This is a genomic window from Oceanobacillus sp. CF4.6, from assembly GCF_051262635.1.
GTDB lineage: Bacteria > Bacillota > Bacilli > Bacillales > Amphibacillaceae > Oceanobacillus.
Genome location: NZ_JBIMEX010000010.1, coordinates 110,802 through 129,273 on the forward strand (window position 1 = coordinate 110,802; position 18,472 = coordinate 129,273).

Annotated in this window: 10 protein-coding genes; 9 read left to right on the forward strand and 1 reads right to left on the reverse strand. The window is 37.5% G+C overall.

Annotated features, from left to right (window positions below; translation table 11 throughout):
* The first annotated feature begins 48 nt into the window (after positions 1–48).
* The 4 genes from ACHABU_RS15185 to ACHABU_RS15200 all read left to right on the forward strand — a co-directional run bounded on the left by ACHABU_RS15185 (position 49) and on the right by ACHABU_RS15200 (position 7,330).
* Positions 49–402: a DUF485 domain-containing protein gene (locus tag ACHABU_RS15185; protein WP_435765779.1), complete on the forward strand. Its 354-nt coding sequence runs from the start codon at positions 49–51 to the stop codon at positions 400–402.
* Positions 399–1,937 carry a solute symporter family protein gene (locus tag ACHABU_RS15190; protein ID WP_435765780.1) on the forward strand — a complete coding sequence of 513 codons (1,539 nt, stop codon included), beginning with the start codon at positions 399–401 and terminating at the stop codon, positions 1,935–1,937. The genes ACHABU_RS15185 and ACHABU_RS15190 overlap by 4 nt, the downstream gene beginning before the upstream one ends.
* Before the next feature lie 309 nt (positions 1,938–2,246).
* On the forward strand, positions 2,247–7,058 hold the full coding sequence (locus tag ACHABU_RS15195) for a lamin tail domain-containing protein (RefSeq protein WP_435765781.1): 4,812 nt from the start codon (positions 2,247–2,249) through the stop codon (positions 7,056–7,058).
* A gap of 32 nt (positions 7,059–7,090) precedes the next feature.
* A complete protein-coding gene (locus tag ACHABU_RS15200; RefSeq protein ID WP_435765782.1) occupies positions 7,091–7,330 on the forward strand; it encodes a hypothetical protein in 240 nt (79 codons plus the stop codon).
* Between the two features lie 366 nt (positions 7,331–7,696).
* Here the strand turns inward: ACHABU_RS15200 and ACHABU_RS15205 are convergent, their stop codons facing one another.
* Positions 7,697–7,891, reverse strand: coding sequence for a hypothetical protein (locus tag ACHABU_RS15205; RefSeq protein WP_435765783.1), 195 nt, complete (start codon positions 7,889–7,891; stop codon positions 7,697–7,699).
* Positions 7,892–8,204: 313 nt separating this feature from the next.
* On the opposite strand from ACHABU_RS15205, the gene ACHABU_RS15210 reads away from it, so the two are divergent.
* From ACHABU_RS15210 to ACHABU_RS15230, 5 genes are all read left to right on the forward strand, one after another.
* The gene (locus tag ACHABU_RS15210; RefSeq protein WP_435765784.1) at positions 8,205–9,518 is read left to right on the forward strand and encodes an EAL domain-containing protein; all 1,314 of its coding nucleotides are present in this window, start codon (positions 8,205–8,207) and stop codon (positions 9,516–9,518) included.
* Between the two features lie 82 nt (positions 9,519–9,600).
* The gene (locus ACHABU_RS15215; RefSeq protein WP_435765785.1) at positions 9,601–12,102 is read left to right on the forward strand and encodes an EAL domain-containing protein; all 2,502 of its coding nucleotides are present in this window, start codon (positions 9,601–9,603) and stop codon (positions 12,100–12,102) included.
* A 35-nt stretch (positions 12,103–12,137) separates the two neighbouring features.
* On the forward strand, positions 12,138–15,410 hold the full coding sequence (locus ACHABU_RS15220) for a response regulator (RefSeq protein WP_435765786.1): 3,273 nt from the start codon (positions 12,138–12,140) through the stop codon (positions 15,408–15,410).
* Complete coding sequence (locus ACHABU_RS15225) at positions 15,403–16,254, forward strand: CheR family methyltransferase (protein WP_435765787.1); 852 nt, start codon at positions 15,403–15,405, stop codon at positions 16,252–16,254. The genes ACHABU_RS15220 and ACHABU_RS15225 overlap by 8 nt, the downstream gene beginning before the upstream one ends.
* 194 nt (positions 16,255–16,448) lie before the next feature.
* The gene (locus ACHABU_RS15230; RefSeq protein ID WP_435765788.1) at positions 16,449–18,377 is read left to right on the forward strand and encodes a fructose-1,6-bisphosphatase; all 1,929 of its coding nucleotides are present in this window, start codon (positions 16,449–16,451) and stop codon (positions 18,375–18,377) included.
* The last annotated feature ends 95 nt before the right edge of the window (positions 18,378–18,472 follow it).

An 18,472-nucleotide genomic window follows, 5' to 3' on the forward strand; every position in this document is an offset into this window, starting at 1 on the left:
CCGCTGGATGATTGGAAATCCTAGAGTGAAAAATCGAGGAGGATGTATATGGCTGTAGAGAACGAGTATAAACGTGAACGGAGTGAAGAGATAGAGGTTGATTATGTGAAGGTAGTAAATAGTAACGCCTTTAAAAAGCTCATGCATGATCGAAAGAGATTTATTGTTCCATTAACGATTTTTTTCCTGGTGTTTTATTTCCTACTGCCTATTTTAACGTCTTACACGACCTTTCTTAATACACCGGCAATTGGAGAAATATCATGGGTATGGCTTTTTGCTTTTTCACAATTTGCAATGACATGGATATTATGTACCATTTATGTTAAAAAAGCAGCTTCCTTTGATAGACAGGCAGAGCAAATTATTGCCGAAATAGAAAAAGGAGGTGACAGCAAATGAGTTCAACTGTAATTATCCTTTTTCTAGCTATTGTTCTTCTAACACTTGTCATAACGTATTTCGCAGCTAAGCAGACCCAAACAACCGGTGATTTTTACACTGCTGGCGGGGGATTAACAGGTGTTCAAAATGGAATAGCAATAGCAGGTGACTATTTGTCTGCAGCTTCGTTTCTTGGAATCGCTGGTGCCATCGCACTTTTTGGATTTGATGGGTTCTTTTATAGTATTGGATTTTTAATAGCTTATTTAGTCGTTCTATATTTAGTTGCTGAACCATTACGGAATCTCGGCAAATATACGCTTGCTGATATGATTAATTCTCGTTTCGATGCGAAGAAAGTTAGGGGAGCAGCTGCACTTAGTACAATTACAATTGTGACGTTTTATATGATCGCACAACTTGTAGGTGCGGGTGCACTTATCCAGTTATTATTCGGGATGGACTATTGGCTGGCAGTGCTAATTGTTGGTGTCATGATGACCATTTACGTATTATTTGGCGGAATGATTGCTACGAGCTGGGTACAAATTGTAAAAGCTGTCCTCCTTATGATTGGGATGATCATTATGTCCTTTCTTGTATTATTAAAATTTGACTTTAACATTGGACAGATGTTCCTGGAAGTGAAATCAGCTACAAGCCATGGTGCTGATTACTTGAAACCAGGATTACAGTATACACAACCAATCGGGACACTCTCGCTAATGCTTGCATTAGTACTAGGAACCGCTGGATTACCACATATTCTCATGCGATTTTTCACTGTGAAGGATGCTAAAACAGCAAGAAGCTCTGTTATCACAGCGACATGGATAATCGGTATTTTCTATATTCTTACATTGTTTCTTGGTTTCGGTGCCGCAGCATTTGTTGGGTATGATACCATTATTGCCGCAAATCCAGGTGGAAATATGGCTGCGCCGTTATTAGCACAAGCAATAGGAGGAGATTTCCTATTTGCCTTTATATCAGCAGTTGCATTTGCCACGATATTAGCCGTTGTTGCGGGACTTGTTTTATCAGGTGCATCCGCATTTGCTCATGACTTGTACGGTCAGATTATTAAAAAGGGAAAGGCTACCGATAAGCAACAAATGCTGGCAGCACGTTATGCTTCCCTGGGAGTATCGGTGCTAGCTATTGTACTAGCATTATTTGCCCAGTATCTGAATGTAGCCTTCCTTGTTTCACTGGCTTTCTGTATTGCTGCAAGCGCCAATTTACCAGTTATCCTTTATACCGTCTATTGGAAGCGATTCAACACTGCTGGAGCAGTTACAGCGATGCTAACTGGATTATTTTCAGCATTAATTCTTGTATCCATAAGCCCAAGTGTTTTCTCGCCTGTTGAAGGTGCAGCGTTATTTGTGGGAGAACCACTATTTCCATTTACTAATCCAGCAATCATATCCGTACCCTTAGGTTTCCTTGGTGGTTACCTAGGAACCGTTTTATCTAAAGGAAAATCGGATATGAAGAGATATGCAGAGGTGAAGGTGAAAGCAAATACAGGCTATAAGCATAGTGTGTAGGGGGGGCATGGGAACAGGAATGAGGTGACCCCAAAAGTGAGATTTTTAAATTAATAGGATTAGTGGAGCTGTTAGATCATGTGTATTTATATCACAATTTGATCTAACAGCTTTTCTTGTTTTTAAATGTCACCATGCAAAATTAATTTCATGGGACCTGTCCCTCTGTCCCACCAAATTAGTGAAATAAAAGTCTGTATTTGCAGATTTTTGCAATATTTTACAAAACTACATCCTATTTTAACAGTTAATTAATAATTTATCATTATGATTACAATTGTATAATAAAAAATTACAAAGGGGAATTCTATGAAATATATGAGAAAACTGGTGAATAGGACGTTATCGATTCTATTAATCTTAACCGTATTGCTTCTCGATTTTGCGATGGTTCTACCAAGTGATCTTGTCTTTGCTGAAGAATCGGATAGTATGGAGACGAAAGCAACGGAATTAAGTGAAGAAGAACAAAATGACAATGAGACAGACTTGGTTGATCCCGTATCAACAGCACCAAACACGGAAGAAGATTTCGATGCTAATCCACAATTATTAATTACTGAGATTTCTCCAAACTCGCAAGGTGGGGGAACAGATTACTACGAGTTTTTTGAAGTCTATAATAATACGAATCAACCTTTAGCATTAACAAATTACTCATTTACATACCGTTATACAGATACAGGGAATGAAACAATATTCCAAGTTCCAGCTGTTACCATCGAGCCGCAAGAAACAATGGTGCTTTGGTTTAATAATGGTGGGAATACGTTAGCTGATTTTAATGCAAATTTTGGCGTTGATTTAGGAAGTGAACAGGTTGTTGAGTTTACATCTGTATTCCCTGGGTTCGCTAATGGCGGAAACCGTGCCATTGTTATTAAGGATAATGAAGGAAATGAAATTGTTTCTGCAAGTTATCTTGGAGAAGATAATGATAACACAGGTGCAGATATTCACTATACATATCCAATAGCTAGTACAGAAATGGTCAAACAACAAGGAGCAGCGATTCCTACTCCTGGTACGATTGAGGCAAATCAAGTTCCTGCAACACCTGTAACATTACCAGATGTAGTAGAGGATGAAGAAGCACCAATCATTGATCATACGCCAATAACGGAAAGTAGTTCTTTTTCACCAATACAAGTCGAAGCAACGATAACGGATAATGCGGCGGTTCCACTTGCAACCCTTTATTATAAAGAAGCAGGTGCTGATAACTTTACATCCTTATCCATGCATGCGAATGCAGAAGAGCCATCAATCTATGCTGCAGAAATTCCAAGCAAGCATGTTGTAACAGATATTGTCTACTATATCGAAGCAACAGATGGTATAACTAGCGAACAAACAGAGGAATATACCATTGCTGTCGAAAAAGTCAATGTTGATTTTGCAGCGATTCCTCCGTTTCTTGTAACAGAGGTCGTGCCTGATACATCAAATATTGACGGGGCAGATGGATATGAGTTTATTGAAATCTATAACAATAGTGATCAAGCAATGAACTTTAAAGACTATAAATTGAACTACAGATATGATAAAGATCCATCTAGAGATGTGGTTTGGCCATCAGTACCAGAAGATGTCGTCATCCCTGCTGGGGAAACGCTAGTATTCTGGATCATTAATGCAAAGAATGGAAATGCAACCACTGCGGATTTTAATGCACATTACGGTACAGACTTAGTAGAAGAGGAAGATATTGTAAAAATTTATAGTGGCGGCATGGCAAATAGCGGTGGACGCGGACTTGTCGTCAAGACCAATGCAGGAAAAGAAATAACCGTTTCCTACTATAATGATGAAGCAGGTGTTGATGACACATTGCCAAATAAGGGTATTATTTATAAATATCCAGAGGACGGTTCCCTTGAATCTATGAAGGTAAGTGCTGGCTTGGAAGATGCTACTCCAGGTGCAGTTGAATCATTCCAAGTTCCAGAGCAGGCCGTTCAGGTTGAAAATGATACAGTTGATCCAACAGTCGAAAATATAACAGAGGTTACCGAAGCGGATGAACAGAGTGATATTCATATCGCTGCAGATGTAACGGACAATAATGAAGTACGAAGTGTTCGCTTGTTTTATAAGACAAATAAGCAAAATGAGTACAATAATGTCGTGTTACAACAAGATGAAAATGATGGGTTCTATCATCATACAATCTATTCTCCTGAAATCATAGGGAATGAACAATTAACGTATTATTTTGTCGTAACAGATGGAGTGAATGAAGTAAAAAGTGAAACATTCGAAATTTCAATTACGAATGATCTCGATCAATCAAGCCTACGTTTAAATGTGGAAGATGACGAAATCGTAAATGGAGAGGTTATCCTTAAAGGAACATCACAAGCAGATTCACCGGATGATGTGAACATGTACATCGATGGAAAAGAACAAGTGGATGGAATCTATCATTCTCTTGATCGAGTTGCCTATTTTGCATATGAGGTAAATGGCTTGAACACCTATTTCAAAAATGCTGTAACAATGGGTGATGAGATTCTATACATGATGGATCAAGATTGGCTTACAGACTGGAAAACATTCAGTATCCCAATAGAACCTGATTCCCTTCAATTAGGTGACAATACAATAACATTAAGATCTGGAAACAAAGCATCACCATATGATTTAGAATCCTCGGAAAACCGTGATAACTATGATTTACGTAATGTTCGATTGGTATTATCAGATGGCACGATTCTAAGAGATCCAAATTACACCGACACAACGAGGGTAATTGGTATGAATGATGACAATCCATTTGAAGATTTCACATTTACAATCGCAGACGAACATGCTAAAGCAAAAACGTATCAATGGGATACAACGACGATTGCAGATGGCGAACATGAGATAAAAGTGGAAGACAAGGATGAAGAAGTAAGTTCAAGTCTGCTTGTAGACAATACGGCCCCTGTTGTTGAAACAACGATTGTAGATGGAGAAGAATATAAAGGTGAATTTACAATTAATGTCGATGTAACAGATGAAATTGCTGGTATGGAGGAAAATGTCCAAGTCTTGCTCGATGGACAGGAAATTACCGTACCATATGAAACGGCATCTTCCAAGCTTACACCAGGTGAACATAAACTTACCGTTATAGCTGCTGACAACGTTGGAAACAGCGTAGAAGAAGTTATTCCATTTTCAGTAGTCTCTGAGAATCCGGATAAACCGGAACTCATCTCTCCTGCAGATGATAGTTCAGCTGTGGTTGATGGAAATCCTAAACTGAAGGTAAAGGTGACCGATCCAACGCAGGACAAAATGGATGTAGCGTTCAATCAAGGATATAAATATGATTTCAATAGTAAAGATGCTGTTATAGGTTATAAACATGCAGCAGATACAGAACCACCACAAGTAATGGTTCCAGAAGGAGAACAAGCCTTTACAACCGAAGACATTGCTAATGTATCGGAAAAAGATGGCAATTATTTAACAACAGATTCAGATACGCAGTTCCCATATCATCGTTTTGATGTTACGGTCGATGAATCGGTTGATGAAAACGATATAGTGGAACTCATTTGGCAAGGTAATTCATTACAAGGCAGAAAAGTGTCGATGTACGCATGGAATCACCAAGCTAATGAATGGACATTAATTGATCATAAAATAGCAGGGGAAGAAGATTTTGAATTAAAAGGAAATGTGACTGTTCATGAATTTGTAAAAGATTCAAAAGTAAATGTCTTAGTTCAAGATTTAATTCCAGGTACACCGGATGAATATGATTACACTTTTGTTTGGATGTCAGATACGCAATATTACTCTGAAAGCTTTCCGCATATCTTTGATAGACAAACACAGTGGATTGCTGAAATGAAAGAGGAATTAAAGATAGAGTATGTATTCCATACGGGTGATTTAGTAGATGAAGCGGATCAGGAATACCAATGGGATCATGCAGATCAATATATGAGTGTACTTGATGACAATGAAATTCCATATGGTGTTTTAGCAGGAAATCATGATGTTGGTGGCGTGAATAATGATTATACAGCGTACTATAAGTATTTTGGGGCAGATCGTTTTGAAAATAAACCTTATTATGGTGAATCATACCTCAATAACCGAGGACATTATGATTTGATGTCAGCAGGTGGCAATGATTATATCATGGTATACCTTGGTTGGGATGTGACAGACGAAGGAATCGCATGGGTCAATGAGGTTCTTGCAGCACATCCGAATAGAAAGGCAATTTTAAATTTCCACGAATACCTTTTAGCAACTGGAACAAGACATCCACTTGGCGAAAAGTTGTATAACGAAATTGTCGTACCAAATGAAAATGTTATTGCAGTATTTAGTGGACATTATCATGAGGCACAAACGTTGATCGATGAAATTGATGATAATGGTGATGGAACAGCGGATCGCAAAGTATATCAACTACTTGCAGATTATCAAGCTGGTCCAGAAGGTGGACAAGGCTATATGCGATTACTTCATTTTGACCAAGATAATAATAGAATTATGGTTAACACCTATTCCCCATATATGGATGATTATAATTTCTTCGATACCGATGAATATCCAGGTAAAGATGAATTTATGATAGAGCTTGACCTATCCGTACAGGAGAAACGTGTTGCAACAGATTATTTCGCTGTTCATGTGTATAGTGATACAGAAATAGGAACTGTAGCGAATGTTCCTAGTGGAGAAGGTGCGGAGATGACATGGACAGGGCTAGACGAAGGTAGAACCTATTCCTGGTACACGATTGCAACGGATCAATTTACTGGTGAAACACGATCAGATATGTGGACATTTGTAAAAGGTGAGAACAACGCGAATGTTCCAGAGAAAACATACGACTTAAAAAACTACAAAACAGGTAAACTAATGATCCATGAATCAAACGTATCCATCACACTTGATGCAGCTTCAGAAATCAAAAATGGTGTTGTATTCACGGGCGAAAATGCAACATTCCATGGAGAAGGATTTGCGGATACAACCGTAACAATCAAACCGAAAAAGCATGGGGCGTTTGTTGACTTTAATGGAATTGAAGTAAAAGAGGTAATCATCGAAAGGGATAATGTAGAAATTACTGGCGATGAAAACGTGAGAAAGATTAGTGTAAAGTAAGACTTATCGAATTGGTTGGAGTGGAGGGTCTGTTGGCCCTCCATTTTTCTCGTGCCAATTTTTCTGTTATACAGCTAATTGGTTTTATCACGCTACAAAAATTATATGAGTTGGGAAGCACGGGGACGGTTCTTTTGCTTCCTGTTCCACAAAAAAACGGAAGCAGGAGAACGATCACTAAGGTTCCTGAAGATGAAGAGAGCGTTGAGGATGAAGCGGAAAGTAAAATTGAGAAAGGGTTCAAAAAGAGAATGTACAATTACCAGAACTAAATGAAGTTATTAGTATTATCAATAACCTATCAATGAATATTAACAACGTCTATAGTGATACAGGCACCCAGTATGATTTAGTTACGAATCAACTAACAGATACTATTTATGCAAGCATGGCTAGCAAATTGGAACCCTTTGCAACAGAAAAATTAATTGTACGTGAAATAGTATAACTATATTGTTATGGAGGATGTGATGCTATTTATTTTCCTAGGACAACGGATGTCTGAGATTTGAAACATGGGAAGCTTCAAGGGAATTGATACGTATCCAATACCATGTACCTGCAAATGATCTTCACCAACATTCCAAAGAAACTGTTGAACTGAGAAATATTGATGGAACATGGAAATTAGATTATTTTCACTTTACGAGTGAACCTTTTAAAGTATCTGTATCAGCATTTATACTTAACCGCTCTCCTTCAATATTTTGAAAGATATATAATCTTCCTAATTCATCCTCCGCTTTTTCCAGAAAGTCGTAATTACAATAATCATTTCCCGCTAGCACTTCTTCCGCTTCTGCTTGGGGAAATGCATTGAAGTAGCTTGTCATTTCTACTGCAAAATCTGATGAGCATCCTGGCTTTCCCTGAGAGTTACAAGTTGCCTTTCCGTGGATTTGGACCGTTTCTGGTAGTTACTCTTCTTTCTCAGTGATAAATCGTATTCTTTTCTTCTTTCCTGATTAACCCAGTCTAAATAAGTAAACCAACACAAATATAGGAAGAACTTACTACCCGCTCTTCCTATTAGACCAGCTGAAAATAGGAACCACTGGTGATACCGATTCATTCCATTTTGCTTCAAACTAGGTAATAGATAAGAGCAGACATCATGGAGTAAATGAATAGAAAAGGGGTAGTAAAATGGGGATCTTCTTCAGAAATAAAAGTGGTGGCCAGTCAAGCGCATTAAAGGAGAGTACTAGAGAAAAGAAAGAATCCGGGAACCGGCATCATTTAGAAAGTGACTTACACAAATCAATCAAAAACGATGAATTGATTATCCATTATCAGCCCAGAGTGGAAACATTGACAGGGAGAATAGTCAGTGCAGAAGCGCTTGTTCGCTGGATGCATCCAACATTAGGTCTCATAGCACCGAATGAATTTATACCTCTTGCTGAAGAGACCGGATTTGTTGATAAGATTGGTGATTGGGTATTAAGAAAGACTTGTCTTTCTATGCAAGAATGGCAAAAGGAAAACATTTCACTAGTACCAATTTCTATCAATATTTCCGCACAACGTTTTTGTAACGATGATTGGAAAGAAACCATTACAGCTATTTTAAGGGAAACAAATATAGAACCTGACTTAATAGAACTTGAGCTTACCGAAAGAAAAATGATTCAAAATGAAGAAATAGTTGCTGAAGCTATCAAGTATCTAAGAGAGCTGGGCATCACAATTACAATTGATGATTTTGGCACTGGATATTCGTCTCTATCCTATATTAATAAGTTCCCTATTGATACGATTAAAATTGATCAGTTTTTTACGAAACAAATAACTGAATCGGAAAACGTGGAAGTCATCATTAAGTCGCTGATGTATATGACAAACGAGTTAAACATAAACACCGTAGCAGAAGGTGTGGAATCATTTGAGCAGCTGGACTTTTTAAGACAGCTAGGATGTCAGGAAATTCAAGGTTACCTGTTCAGTAAACCTGTTCCAAAAAGAGAATTTCAACTTTTGCTGGAAAATCCAATACTGGAGCCAACTGCAACTACCATAACAAAAAACAGAAGGAAATATTTCAGAATCTCATTACCTTTTCCATTACGTGCACAACTGACAGTAGCCGAATTGAGAGGAAGAGAAGTGAACGTTGGCAGGACAGAAGTAATTATTGATGATATTGGTCCTGGTGGATTACGATTTCTATCGAACATGAAGTTCCCTGCTCGGTCTGATATCACGTATAAATTCGAAACAACCATCATGAATCAAAACATCTCTGTAACAGGAAAGATCATCCGGATAAGGGAAGTGAAGGGTGTTCATGAATACGGATTGAAGTTTAGTCTAGATGAACAAGAAAGGAATGGTTTGGTTCAATTATTGAATCACTTTTTAATTCAATTGCGTAACAACCCTTTTGTAGCAAATACAGATATGGTGAAAGACGATCCTTTTCTTTATTTAAAGAAAATGTTAAATTCAAAAGTTTCCTAAAAAAAGTAGTCCCTTTTTCCCATGACCTATGATAATGTATAAATATGTCAAAATATGTTAGCTGGAAAGAGGTCTGCTCAGGATGGTGGAACAAAAAAAGATACATATACTTTTAGTGGATGACAGGCCTGAAAATCTATTATCTATCGAAGCGATTATTGAAAAAGACGAATATAACCTAATTAAAGCGTCTTCAGGAGAGGAAGCACTGAAATATTTATTAAAATACGAGATTGCCCTCATCTTATTAGATGTCCAGATGCCTGGCATGGATGGTTTTACTACAGCTAAGATCATAAAAGCACGGGAGAAGACAAAGAACATTCCAATATTATTTATAACTGCTAACAATATGGAATCTGAGCATATATTCATGGGTTATTCTGTTGGTGCGATTGATTATATCTTGAAACCGGTAGATCCTCTTATTTTAAAGGCTAAGGTTGAAGGCTTTGTCGCATTTTATAAGATGAAACAACAGCTTATTCAACAAGCGGATATCCTGACTGTAAGAACAAGCGAATTGGAAAAGTCGAATGCAGAGCTATCTAAGATCACATCTAAACTGCAGCTATCCGAAGCATTGGCGAATGTGATCAATGAAACATCAAAGGATGCAATGATTATTTTCGATCAAGAGGGCATCATGATGAAAACCAATCCAGCCGTAGGGGAAATCCTCCATTATGATGAATCGAACCTTCAAGGGCAACCAATCAACATGTTGTTCACACAAAATGAGTCCAAGGAATATATGGAAAATACATTAAAATCCATAAACCGCATTGGCCGTTTAGCTGGTGATCCAAAAGAGATTTACATAACCAGAAATGACGGAACATTCTTACTGGCAGAAGTTCAAATCGGGTTGAAATTTATTCAGGATACATATATTGCAGCTTGTACGATCCGTGATATTACACAACAAAAGAAAGATGAAGAACTTATAAGACATATGGCCTATCACGACAATTTAACTGGTTTGCCAAACAGACGGTCACTATATAAGCGTGCAGTGAATCTATTAGAGGAAGCCAAAAATAATAATCAATCCCTTGGTGTTCTGTTTCTGGATATGGATCGATTTAAATATGTAAATGATTCCCTCGGTCATGCAATTGGGGATCTTGTTCTGAAGGAAATAGCAGCATTACTAAATGCAAATATAAGAAAAGATGATTTTGCAACAAGAATTGGTGGAGATGAGTTTAGTATCATTCTCCCGGACACAGATCGGGAAACTTCGTTGGCAATTGCTGACAAAATTTTGCGGGCGTTTCAACAACCAATCATTGTTAACCACTATGAATTATACATGACAACGAGTATTGGATTAAGTATGTTTCCATTTGATGGGGAGGATTTCCCTGAACTTTTAAAAAATGCAGATGCAGCATTATACCGGGCAAAAGAACAAGGGAAGAATAAGTACAAAGTCTTTCATACAGGAATGAATATGCAGTCATACCGATCTTTTATGATGCAAAATGATTTGCGGAAAGCTATCGATCGGAATGAATTGGAGCTCTCTTTCCAGCCGAGGGTTAACCTGGAAACGGGTAAGGTGGAAAGTGCAGAGGCTTTGATTCGCTGGAACCATCCCAGTTGGGGCATCATATCCCCTGCAGAATTTATTCCACTTGCCGAAGTATCCGGACAAATTGACGGGATTGGCGAGTGGGTCATACAAGCAGTGTGTAATCAACTGAATATGTGGAAAGAAAAAAGATTAACACCGATCCGTATCGCTGTTAATTTTTCACCAAAGCAGTTTCTCCAGAGGGATTTAATCGAGAACATACAAGCCATCGTACATGAAACTGCGATTGAGTCGCATTTACTGGAAATTGAAATAACCGAATCCGTCCTCATGAATGATAAAGATACAACGATGAATACATTGCAGAGACTCAAGGATATGGGATTCATCATAAGTATCGATGATTTTGGAACGGGGTACTCTTCCTTAGACTATTTAAGGCGAATGCCAGCCCATATTTTAAAAATTGATAAAACCTTTATTAATGGAATTGCGGATGAGACAAATGAAAATCGCTCCATTATTATTGCCATTCTTTCACTTGCTAAGACATTAAACATGACTGTGATTGCTGAAGGAGTTGAAACAGTGGAACAGCTCCAATTCCTGAGAAGCCATCCATGTGATGAAGTTCAGGGCTATTTATTCAGCCCGCCCGTTCCATCAAGTAAAATGGAAGAAATTATTATCCAGGATGGTTACAATTTAGATTTATATAAAGACAAGAATCATTCTTTGCTCCTGTCTAATGCTTCTGCCAATAACCAGGAGCAACCAGAAAGAAACAATATCGTCATGAATGCAGTCGCCCGAATTAAAGAGATTTATTCACTTTCCTCCAGAGAATTGGAAGTATTTGATTTAATATTGTCAGGTTATAGCAATAAAGAAATTTCGCAGGAGTTATTCATTAGCGAACATACCGTTAAAAATCATATATCTCATATTTTTCAAAAATTAAATGTAACGGATCGGGCACAGGCTATGGCAATGGTTTATCAATGTTGTGTTAATGGTGGGGAAAGTTTTATCCAGAGTAAATGAATTGGATAAAACGGTCTTAGGGAGGATGAAGGAAGTTGAAAATAAGAACGAAACTGCTTCTTGGACTGAGTACATTACCTATCATACTTATTATTCTTATTGGTAGTGGGATAGTTCAAATTGCTAATTTTAATAAAACGAATGCTATTACGCAGGAGAATTACGACTTCTCCATATTAGCTGCGTCCATTCAAAGAGATATTAAGGATGAAGCTATCAGTATACGTAATTTACTAATCTATGATAGTGAAGAGAGAATTCAAAGTGAACGAAATAATATACAGAGCATACAGGGTAGAATAAGCGATAATATCGCCATACTGGAGGAAGCTGCAGTTATCGAGGAAGATAAAAATATGATGAATGAATTGAAAACTTCTAATCAGGAATTCAACCAATATGCGGATCAGGTGATCGGATTTATTACGGATGGTAATACTGAAGATGCACTCGCATTAATGAATGGTAACTCCAGATCAATACAAGAAAATATTTTCAATGTCATTTCTGAAATAACGACTGCTTTTGAAACAGGAATGCATGCATCCATCGAATCTACGAGTCAAAGTTTTAAAAAGGATATTATTTTAGAGTCGATTATAATAATTGTTGCCATTATTTTTATCTTCCTTCTATTATTCAGGAATATAAGGACACTAACTTCCAGATTGACTCATGTATCCAATGCAATGAACCGTATTGCGATGGGACAGACAAATCTAGATACAGAGGTTGAAGAAGATGCCTCTAATGATGAAATTACCGATGTAGTAAAATCTTTTAATCAAATGGCTGTGTCATTGGAAGAACAACGGAATAAAAATCAGGAATTAATATGGAAGAAAACAAATATAGCAGATATTACGACAAGCTTAAGCGGTGCACAAACAATTGAGTCTTTATCAGAAATATTCCTTTCCAAGATTGTCCCGTTGGTTGAGGGCAGTCATGCGGTTTTTTATATACAAGAAGATCATCAGGAAGATAAGGAGAAGGGTTTCAAACTTTGTGCCTCCTATGCTTTTAAAGAAAGGAAGCATATTACGAATGAAATTCAGGCTGGTGAAGGTTTGATTGGACAGGCGATACTCGAAAAATCGCCAATTATTCTATCGAATGTCCCGTCTGACTATATAACAATTCAATCGGGTTTAGGTGAAGCTGCACCATTAAACCTATATGTGCTGCCAATCCTGTATGAGAAGGAAGTTATTGGTGTAGTCGAGATTGCTTCTTTCCACGCTTTTAATGAGAGCCAGCAGTCATTCCTAGAGGAAATTATTAGTGATCTAGGAATTATTCTTGATAATGTGATGGGAAGAATTAGGCTTGCGAAATTACTAGAGGAAACACAAGTATTAATGGAAGAAATTCAGGCGCAATCAGAAGAATTACAAACACAGCAGGATGAGCTGAAAGCGACAAATGAAGAATTAGAGCAACAGACGATAACACTTCAGGAGTCCGAAGAAAAACTTCAAGCACAACAGGAAGAACTCGAACAAACGAATGTAGATTTAGAAGAAGGATCCATTCGATTAAAAGAAAATAATAAAAACTTTGCCGAGAAGAATAAAGAATTGGAAATGGCGAAGCATGAGCTGGAAGAGAAAGCAAGACAGCTTGCTAAAAGTTCAAAATATAAATCAGAATTCCTGGCGAATATGTCACATGAATTGCGAACACCTTTAAACAGTATGTTAATTCTTTCGAAACTGCTTGCTGACAATCCGGATGGAATCCTATCGTCCAAACAGGTAGAATATGCCAAAACGATTCACTCTTCCGGAAAAGATCTATTGGTTCTTATAAACGATATCCTAGATCTATCAAAAATTGAATCAGGCAAAACGGATGTAAATCCGAGCAAAGTTGTATTAACAGATATAGCTGAATTTGTAGAAAGTAGTTTCAGGCCTGTTGCAAATGATAGGAAATTAAAATTTGATATTGTGATGAGCAAGGATGTCCCGGAAAATATCTTCAGTGATGAAGTGAAAATTCAGCAAGTACTTAAAAACCTACTTGCAAATGCATTTAAGTTTACAGATAAAGGTAACGTAAGCCTGGAAATTAAGTCCGACCGACAGCAAAAGAATCCAATGCTCGTTTTCTCGGTTGTGGATACAGGAATCGGCATATCCCAAGAAAATCAGGAAATTATCTTTGAGGCATTCCAGCAAGCAGATGGTACAACAAGTCGCAAATTTGGTGGAACAGGTTTGGGCTTATCGATCAGTAAAGAAATTGCTAATCTTCTTCATGGAAAATTAGAAGTAGAAAGTGAAGAAGGGAAAGGAAGCCGATTCTCATTTTATGTCGGAGATTATGAAGAAGAAATCAATGTTTTAAATGAATCTTTATACACTGCAGAAATAGCTGCTTCTTCTGAAACGGTAATTTTGGAGGATGAAAAGGAATCAGAAAAACAATCAGCACTTGAACCGACTGCCGTCATGAAATCCGGTGAAAATAGTCATATCAAAACACTCCTACTAGTTGAAGATGATATGAAACAGCGAAATAGTATCATGGAATTAATCGGGGATATGGATGTGATCATGAAATCAGTATCGACGGGTTCAGAGGCGGTTGAGGAGCTGAAACGAGACACATTTGATTGTATGATTCTCGATTTAGGATTGACGGATACATCTGGCTTTGATCTGTTGGAAAAAATTATGAACAATGCTAGCAATGGACGTTTGAAAGTCTTTATTTATACAGGACGGGATCTATCCCTGAGAGAGGAACTTTACCTTAATAAGTATGCCAATACCATAATCATAAAAGATGAGCATGCACCACAGAGATTAAAGAGTGAACTGGAACTATATTTAGAAGAAAGCAATCTTGCCCAGATTGTTGATGATCAAACCAGTACGGAACCTAATCCCGATTTTGCAGGTCTCGCAGGAAGAAAAATCCTTTTAGCCGATGATGATGTCCGAAATGTATATGCACTATCCAGTGTCTTGGAGCTCTATGGGATGGATATTATTTTTGCGGAAAATGGACTGGAATGTCTTGAATTATTAGAGATGAATCCGGATGTTGATCTGATTTTAATGGATATTATGATGCCAGAAATGGATGGGAATGAAGCCATCCGAAAAGTGCGCGAAATGCCGAAGTTTGAGAATTTGCCAATCATTGCTATTACAGCAAAGGCAATGAAAGAGGACCGTGAAAAGAGTTTTCAAGCAGGTGCTTCCGATTATATTGTAAAGCCAATAAATCCAGATCAGCTGATATCTTTAATTAAAGTGTGGTTATCCGGGGACGAAGGAAATAGCATCAATGAATAAATGGATTGGCTTACAAGCTGACTCTGATGCAGACATGGAAAAGCTCGAAATCAAACTTTTCTTACAAGGAATTTATGAGTGGTACGGATACGATTATAGAAACTACGCCTATAACTCGATAAAAAGAAGAATATGGCATCGAGTTAATAAAGAAAAATTACCAAGTATACTCGCATTACTAGACAAAGTAATTCGTGATCCTGACTGTATGCAAAAGCTTATTGCCGATTTTTCCATCAATGTGACAGATATGTACCGGGACCCATCGTTTTTCCGGGAATTTCGCGAAAAGGTAGTTCCCGTATTACGCACTTACCCATCTATTCGAATCTGGCATGCCGGCTGTGCTACTGGTGAAGAGGTTTATTCGATGGCCATCCTGCTTCATGAAGAGGGACTGTATGAGAAAACAAAGATCTATGCAACAGATATTAATAGCCAGGTACTAAAAATAGCAAAAAATGGACAGTTCCCACTGGAGAATATGAAGAAATATACAAATAATTACTTGAACGCCGGTGGGAAAGAAGCATTTTCCGAGTATTATTCCGTAACGAATAATGGTGTGAAATTTCATTCCTATTTAACAAGGAACATCGTATTCGCTCAGCATAATTTGGTTACAGATGGTTCGTTTAATGAATTTCACGTCATTTTATGCAGAAATGTTTTAATCTATTTCAATAAAATCCTGCAGAAGAAAGTGCATAACCTCTTTTATGACAGCTTGGGAACCTTTGGTATTCTAGGTCTTGGTGACAAAGAAACAATATCCTTTATGGAGAAATCGGACTGTTATAAGGAAATTAGCGGGAAGCAGAAGCTGTATCAGAAGATGAGATAAATATCACTTCATTTTTAGAAGCGGTAACCTGAATTCACGGGATTCTGCAGTAATAGGGATTCATTATAATTAATAGACAAAATTAAATAGTAGCAATTTAAAGACTAGGCATACATTTCTGCTAGTCTTTTTGGTATAGTAGTTACAATAGGCTTGTATACACATCGAATTAAATGATAAAGGGGATGGTGATTTTGAAAGAGAAATACTTAGAATTATTGGCACAAAAATATGATAGTGAAGAAAAAGTAGTGACGGAAATTATTAATCTGGAAGCCATCCTTGATTTGCCCAAAGGAACAGAGCATTTTGTTAGTGACTTACACGGGGAGTATCAGGCCTTTCAACATGTGTTAAGAAATGGTTCGGGCAAAGTAAAGGAGAAAATCCGCGACATTTTTAAGCAGGAATTATCGGAAGAACAAATTAACGAATTCGCAGCATTAGTGTATTATCCGGAAGAAAAGCTACAATTAATTCGGGACGGATTTAACAATAATGAGGAATTAAACGAATGGTATGAAACGATGATTGATCGGATGATTCAGCTCATTTCCTATGCATCATCCAAATATACACGGACCAAGTTACGTAAAGCATTACCGAAGCAATTCGTATATATTATCGAAGAGCTATTATATAAAAATAATGAATTCACAAACAAAAAGCATTACTATTCTACGATTGTCCAAAAGGTAATTTCCCTTGGTCAGGCAGATAAACTCATCATCGGACTTTCTTATACGACGCAACAATTGGTTGTTGACCATCTTCATGTAGTCGGGGATATTTACGACCGGGGACCAGAACCAGATAAAATTATGGAAGCGCTTATTAATTATCATTCCGTTGATATTCAGTGGGGAAATCATGATGTGTTGTGGATTGGTGCCTTCTCGGGATCAAAGGTTTGTCTCGCTAATATTATTCGTATTTGTGCGCGTTATGACAATTTGGATATTATTGAAGATGTGTATGGCATCAATCTTAGACCACTACTGAATCTTGCGGAGAAATATTATGGGGACAATCCAGCGTTCAGACCAAAGCGACCATCTGACAACCTATCCGAACAGGAAGTCCTGCAAATCACCAAAATACATCAAGCGATTGCGATGATTCAATTTAAACTGGAAATGCCAATCATAAAACGGCGTCCTTCCTTTAATATGTCCAACAGACGTTTACTTGAAAAGGTGGATTATGACAAAAGTGAAATAACGATTCAAGGAAAAACATATGCATTGGATAACACCTGCTTTGCGACGGTGAATCCAGAACAACCCGATCAATTGCTAGAGGAAGAGAAACAAGTGATGGACAAACTATTATTTTCTGTCCAGCATTCCGAAAAGCTAGCAAGACATATGGACTTTTTGATGAAAAAGGGTACGCTCTATTTAAAATATAATGGAAATCTATTAATCCACGGTTGTATCCCAGTGGATGAAAAAGGAAATATGGAAAAGATGGAAATTGATAATAAAACCTATGCAGGACGCGAATTATTTGATATTTTCGAAAGTTATTTACGTCAAGCGTTCAGAAACCCGGAAGAAACCGATGATCTTGCGACAGATATGGTCTGGTATTTATGGACGGGAGAATACTCCTCGCTCTTTGGGAAAAGGGAAATGACGACATTCGAAAGATATTTTATTAAAGATAAGGAAACACATAAAGAGGGAAAAAATCCATATTATTATTTACGGGAAAAAGAGGAAATATGTCGTACTATTTTAGAAGAATTTGATCTTGATCCGGATCAGGGCCGTATCATCAATGGTCATACACCAGTGAAAGAGATTGATGGTGAGAATCCGGTCAAAGCAAATGGGAAAATGATTGTCATTGACGGTGGGTTTTCGAAGGCTTACCAATCCACAACTGGAATTGCAGGGTATACATTATTATATAACTCGTTCGGAATGCAATTGGTTGCCCATCAGCATTTTAGTTCAAAGGAAGATGTTTTGCGAAATGGAAATGATGTATTATCGGTAAAACGATTAGTAGATGAAGAGTTAGAGAGGAAAAAAGTACTAGAAACGAATATGGGAGAAAAGTTATTACAAGAGATTAATATGTTGAATGGCTTGATGAGATATCGTTATATGAAATAAACGTAATTGAAGGCAGTGAATGTTCATTCATATCAACTGTATTGTGAAGTAAACTATCAAAAGGGGGATATGCGCCAGTCCCCCTTCTATTTTCA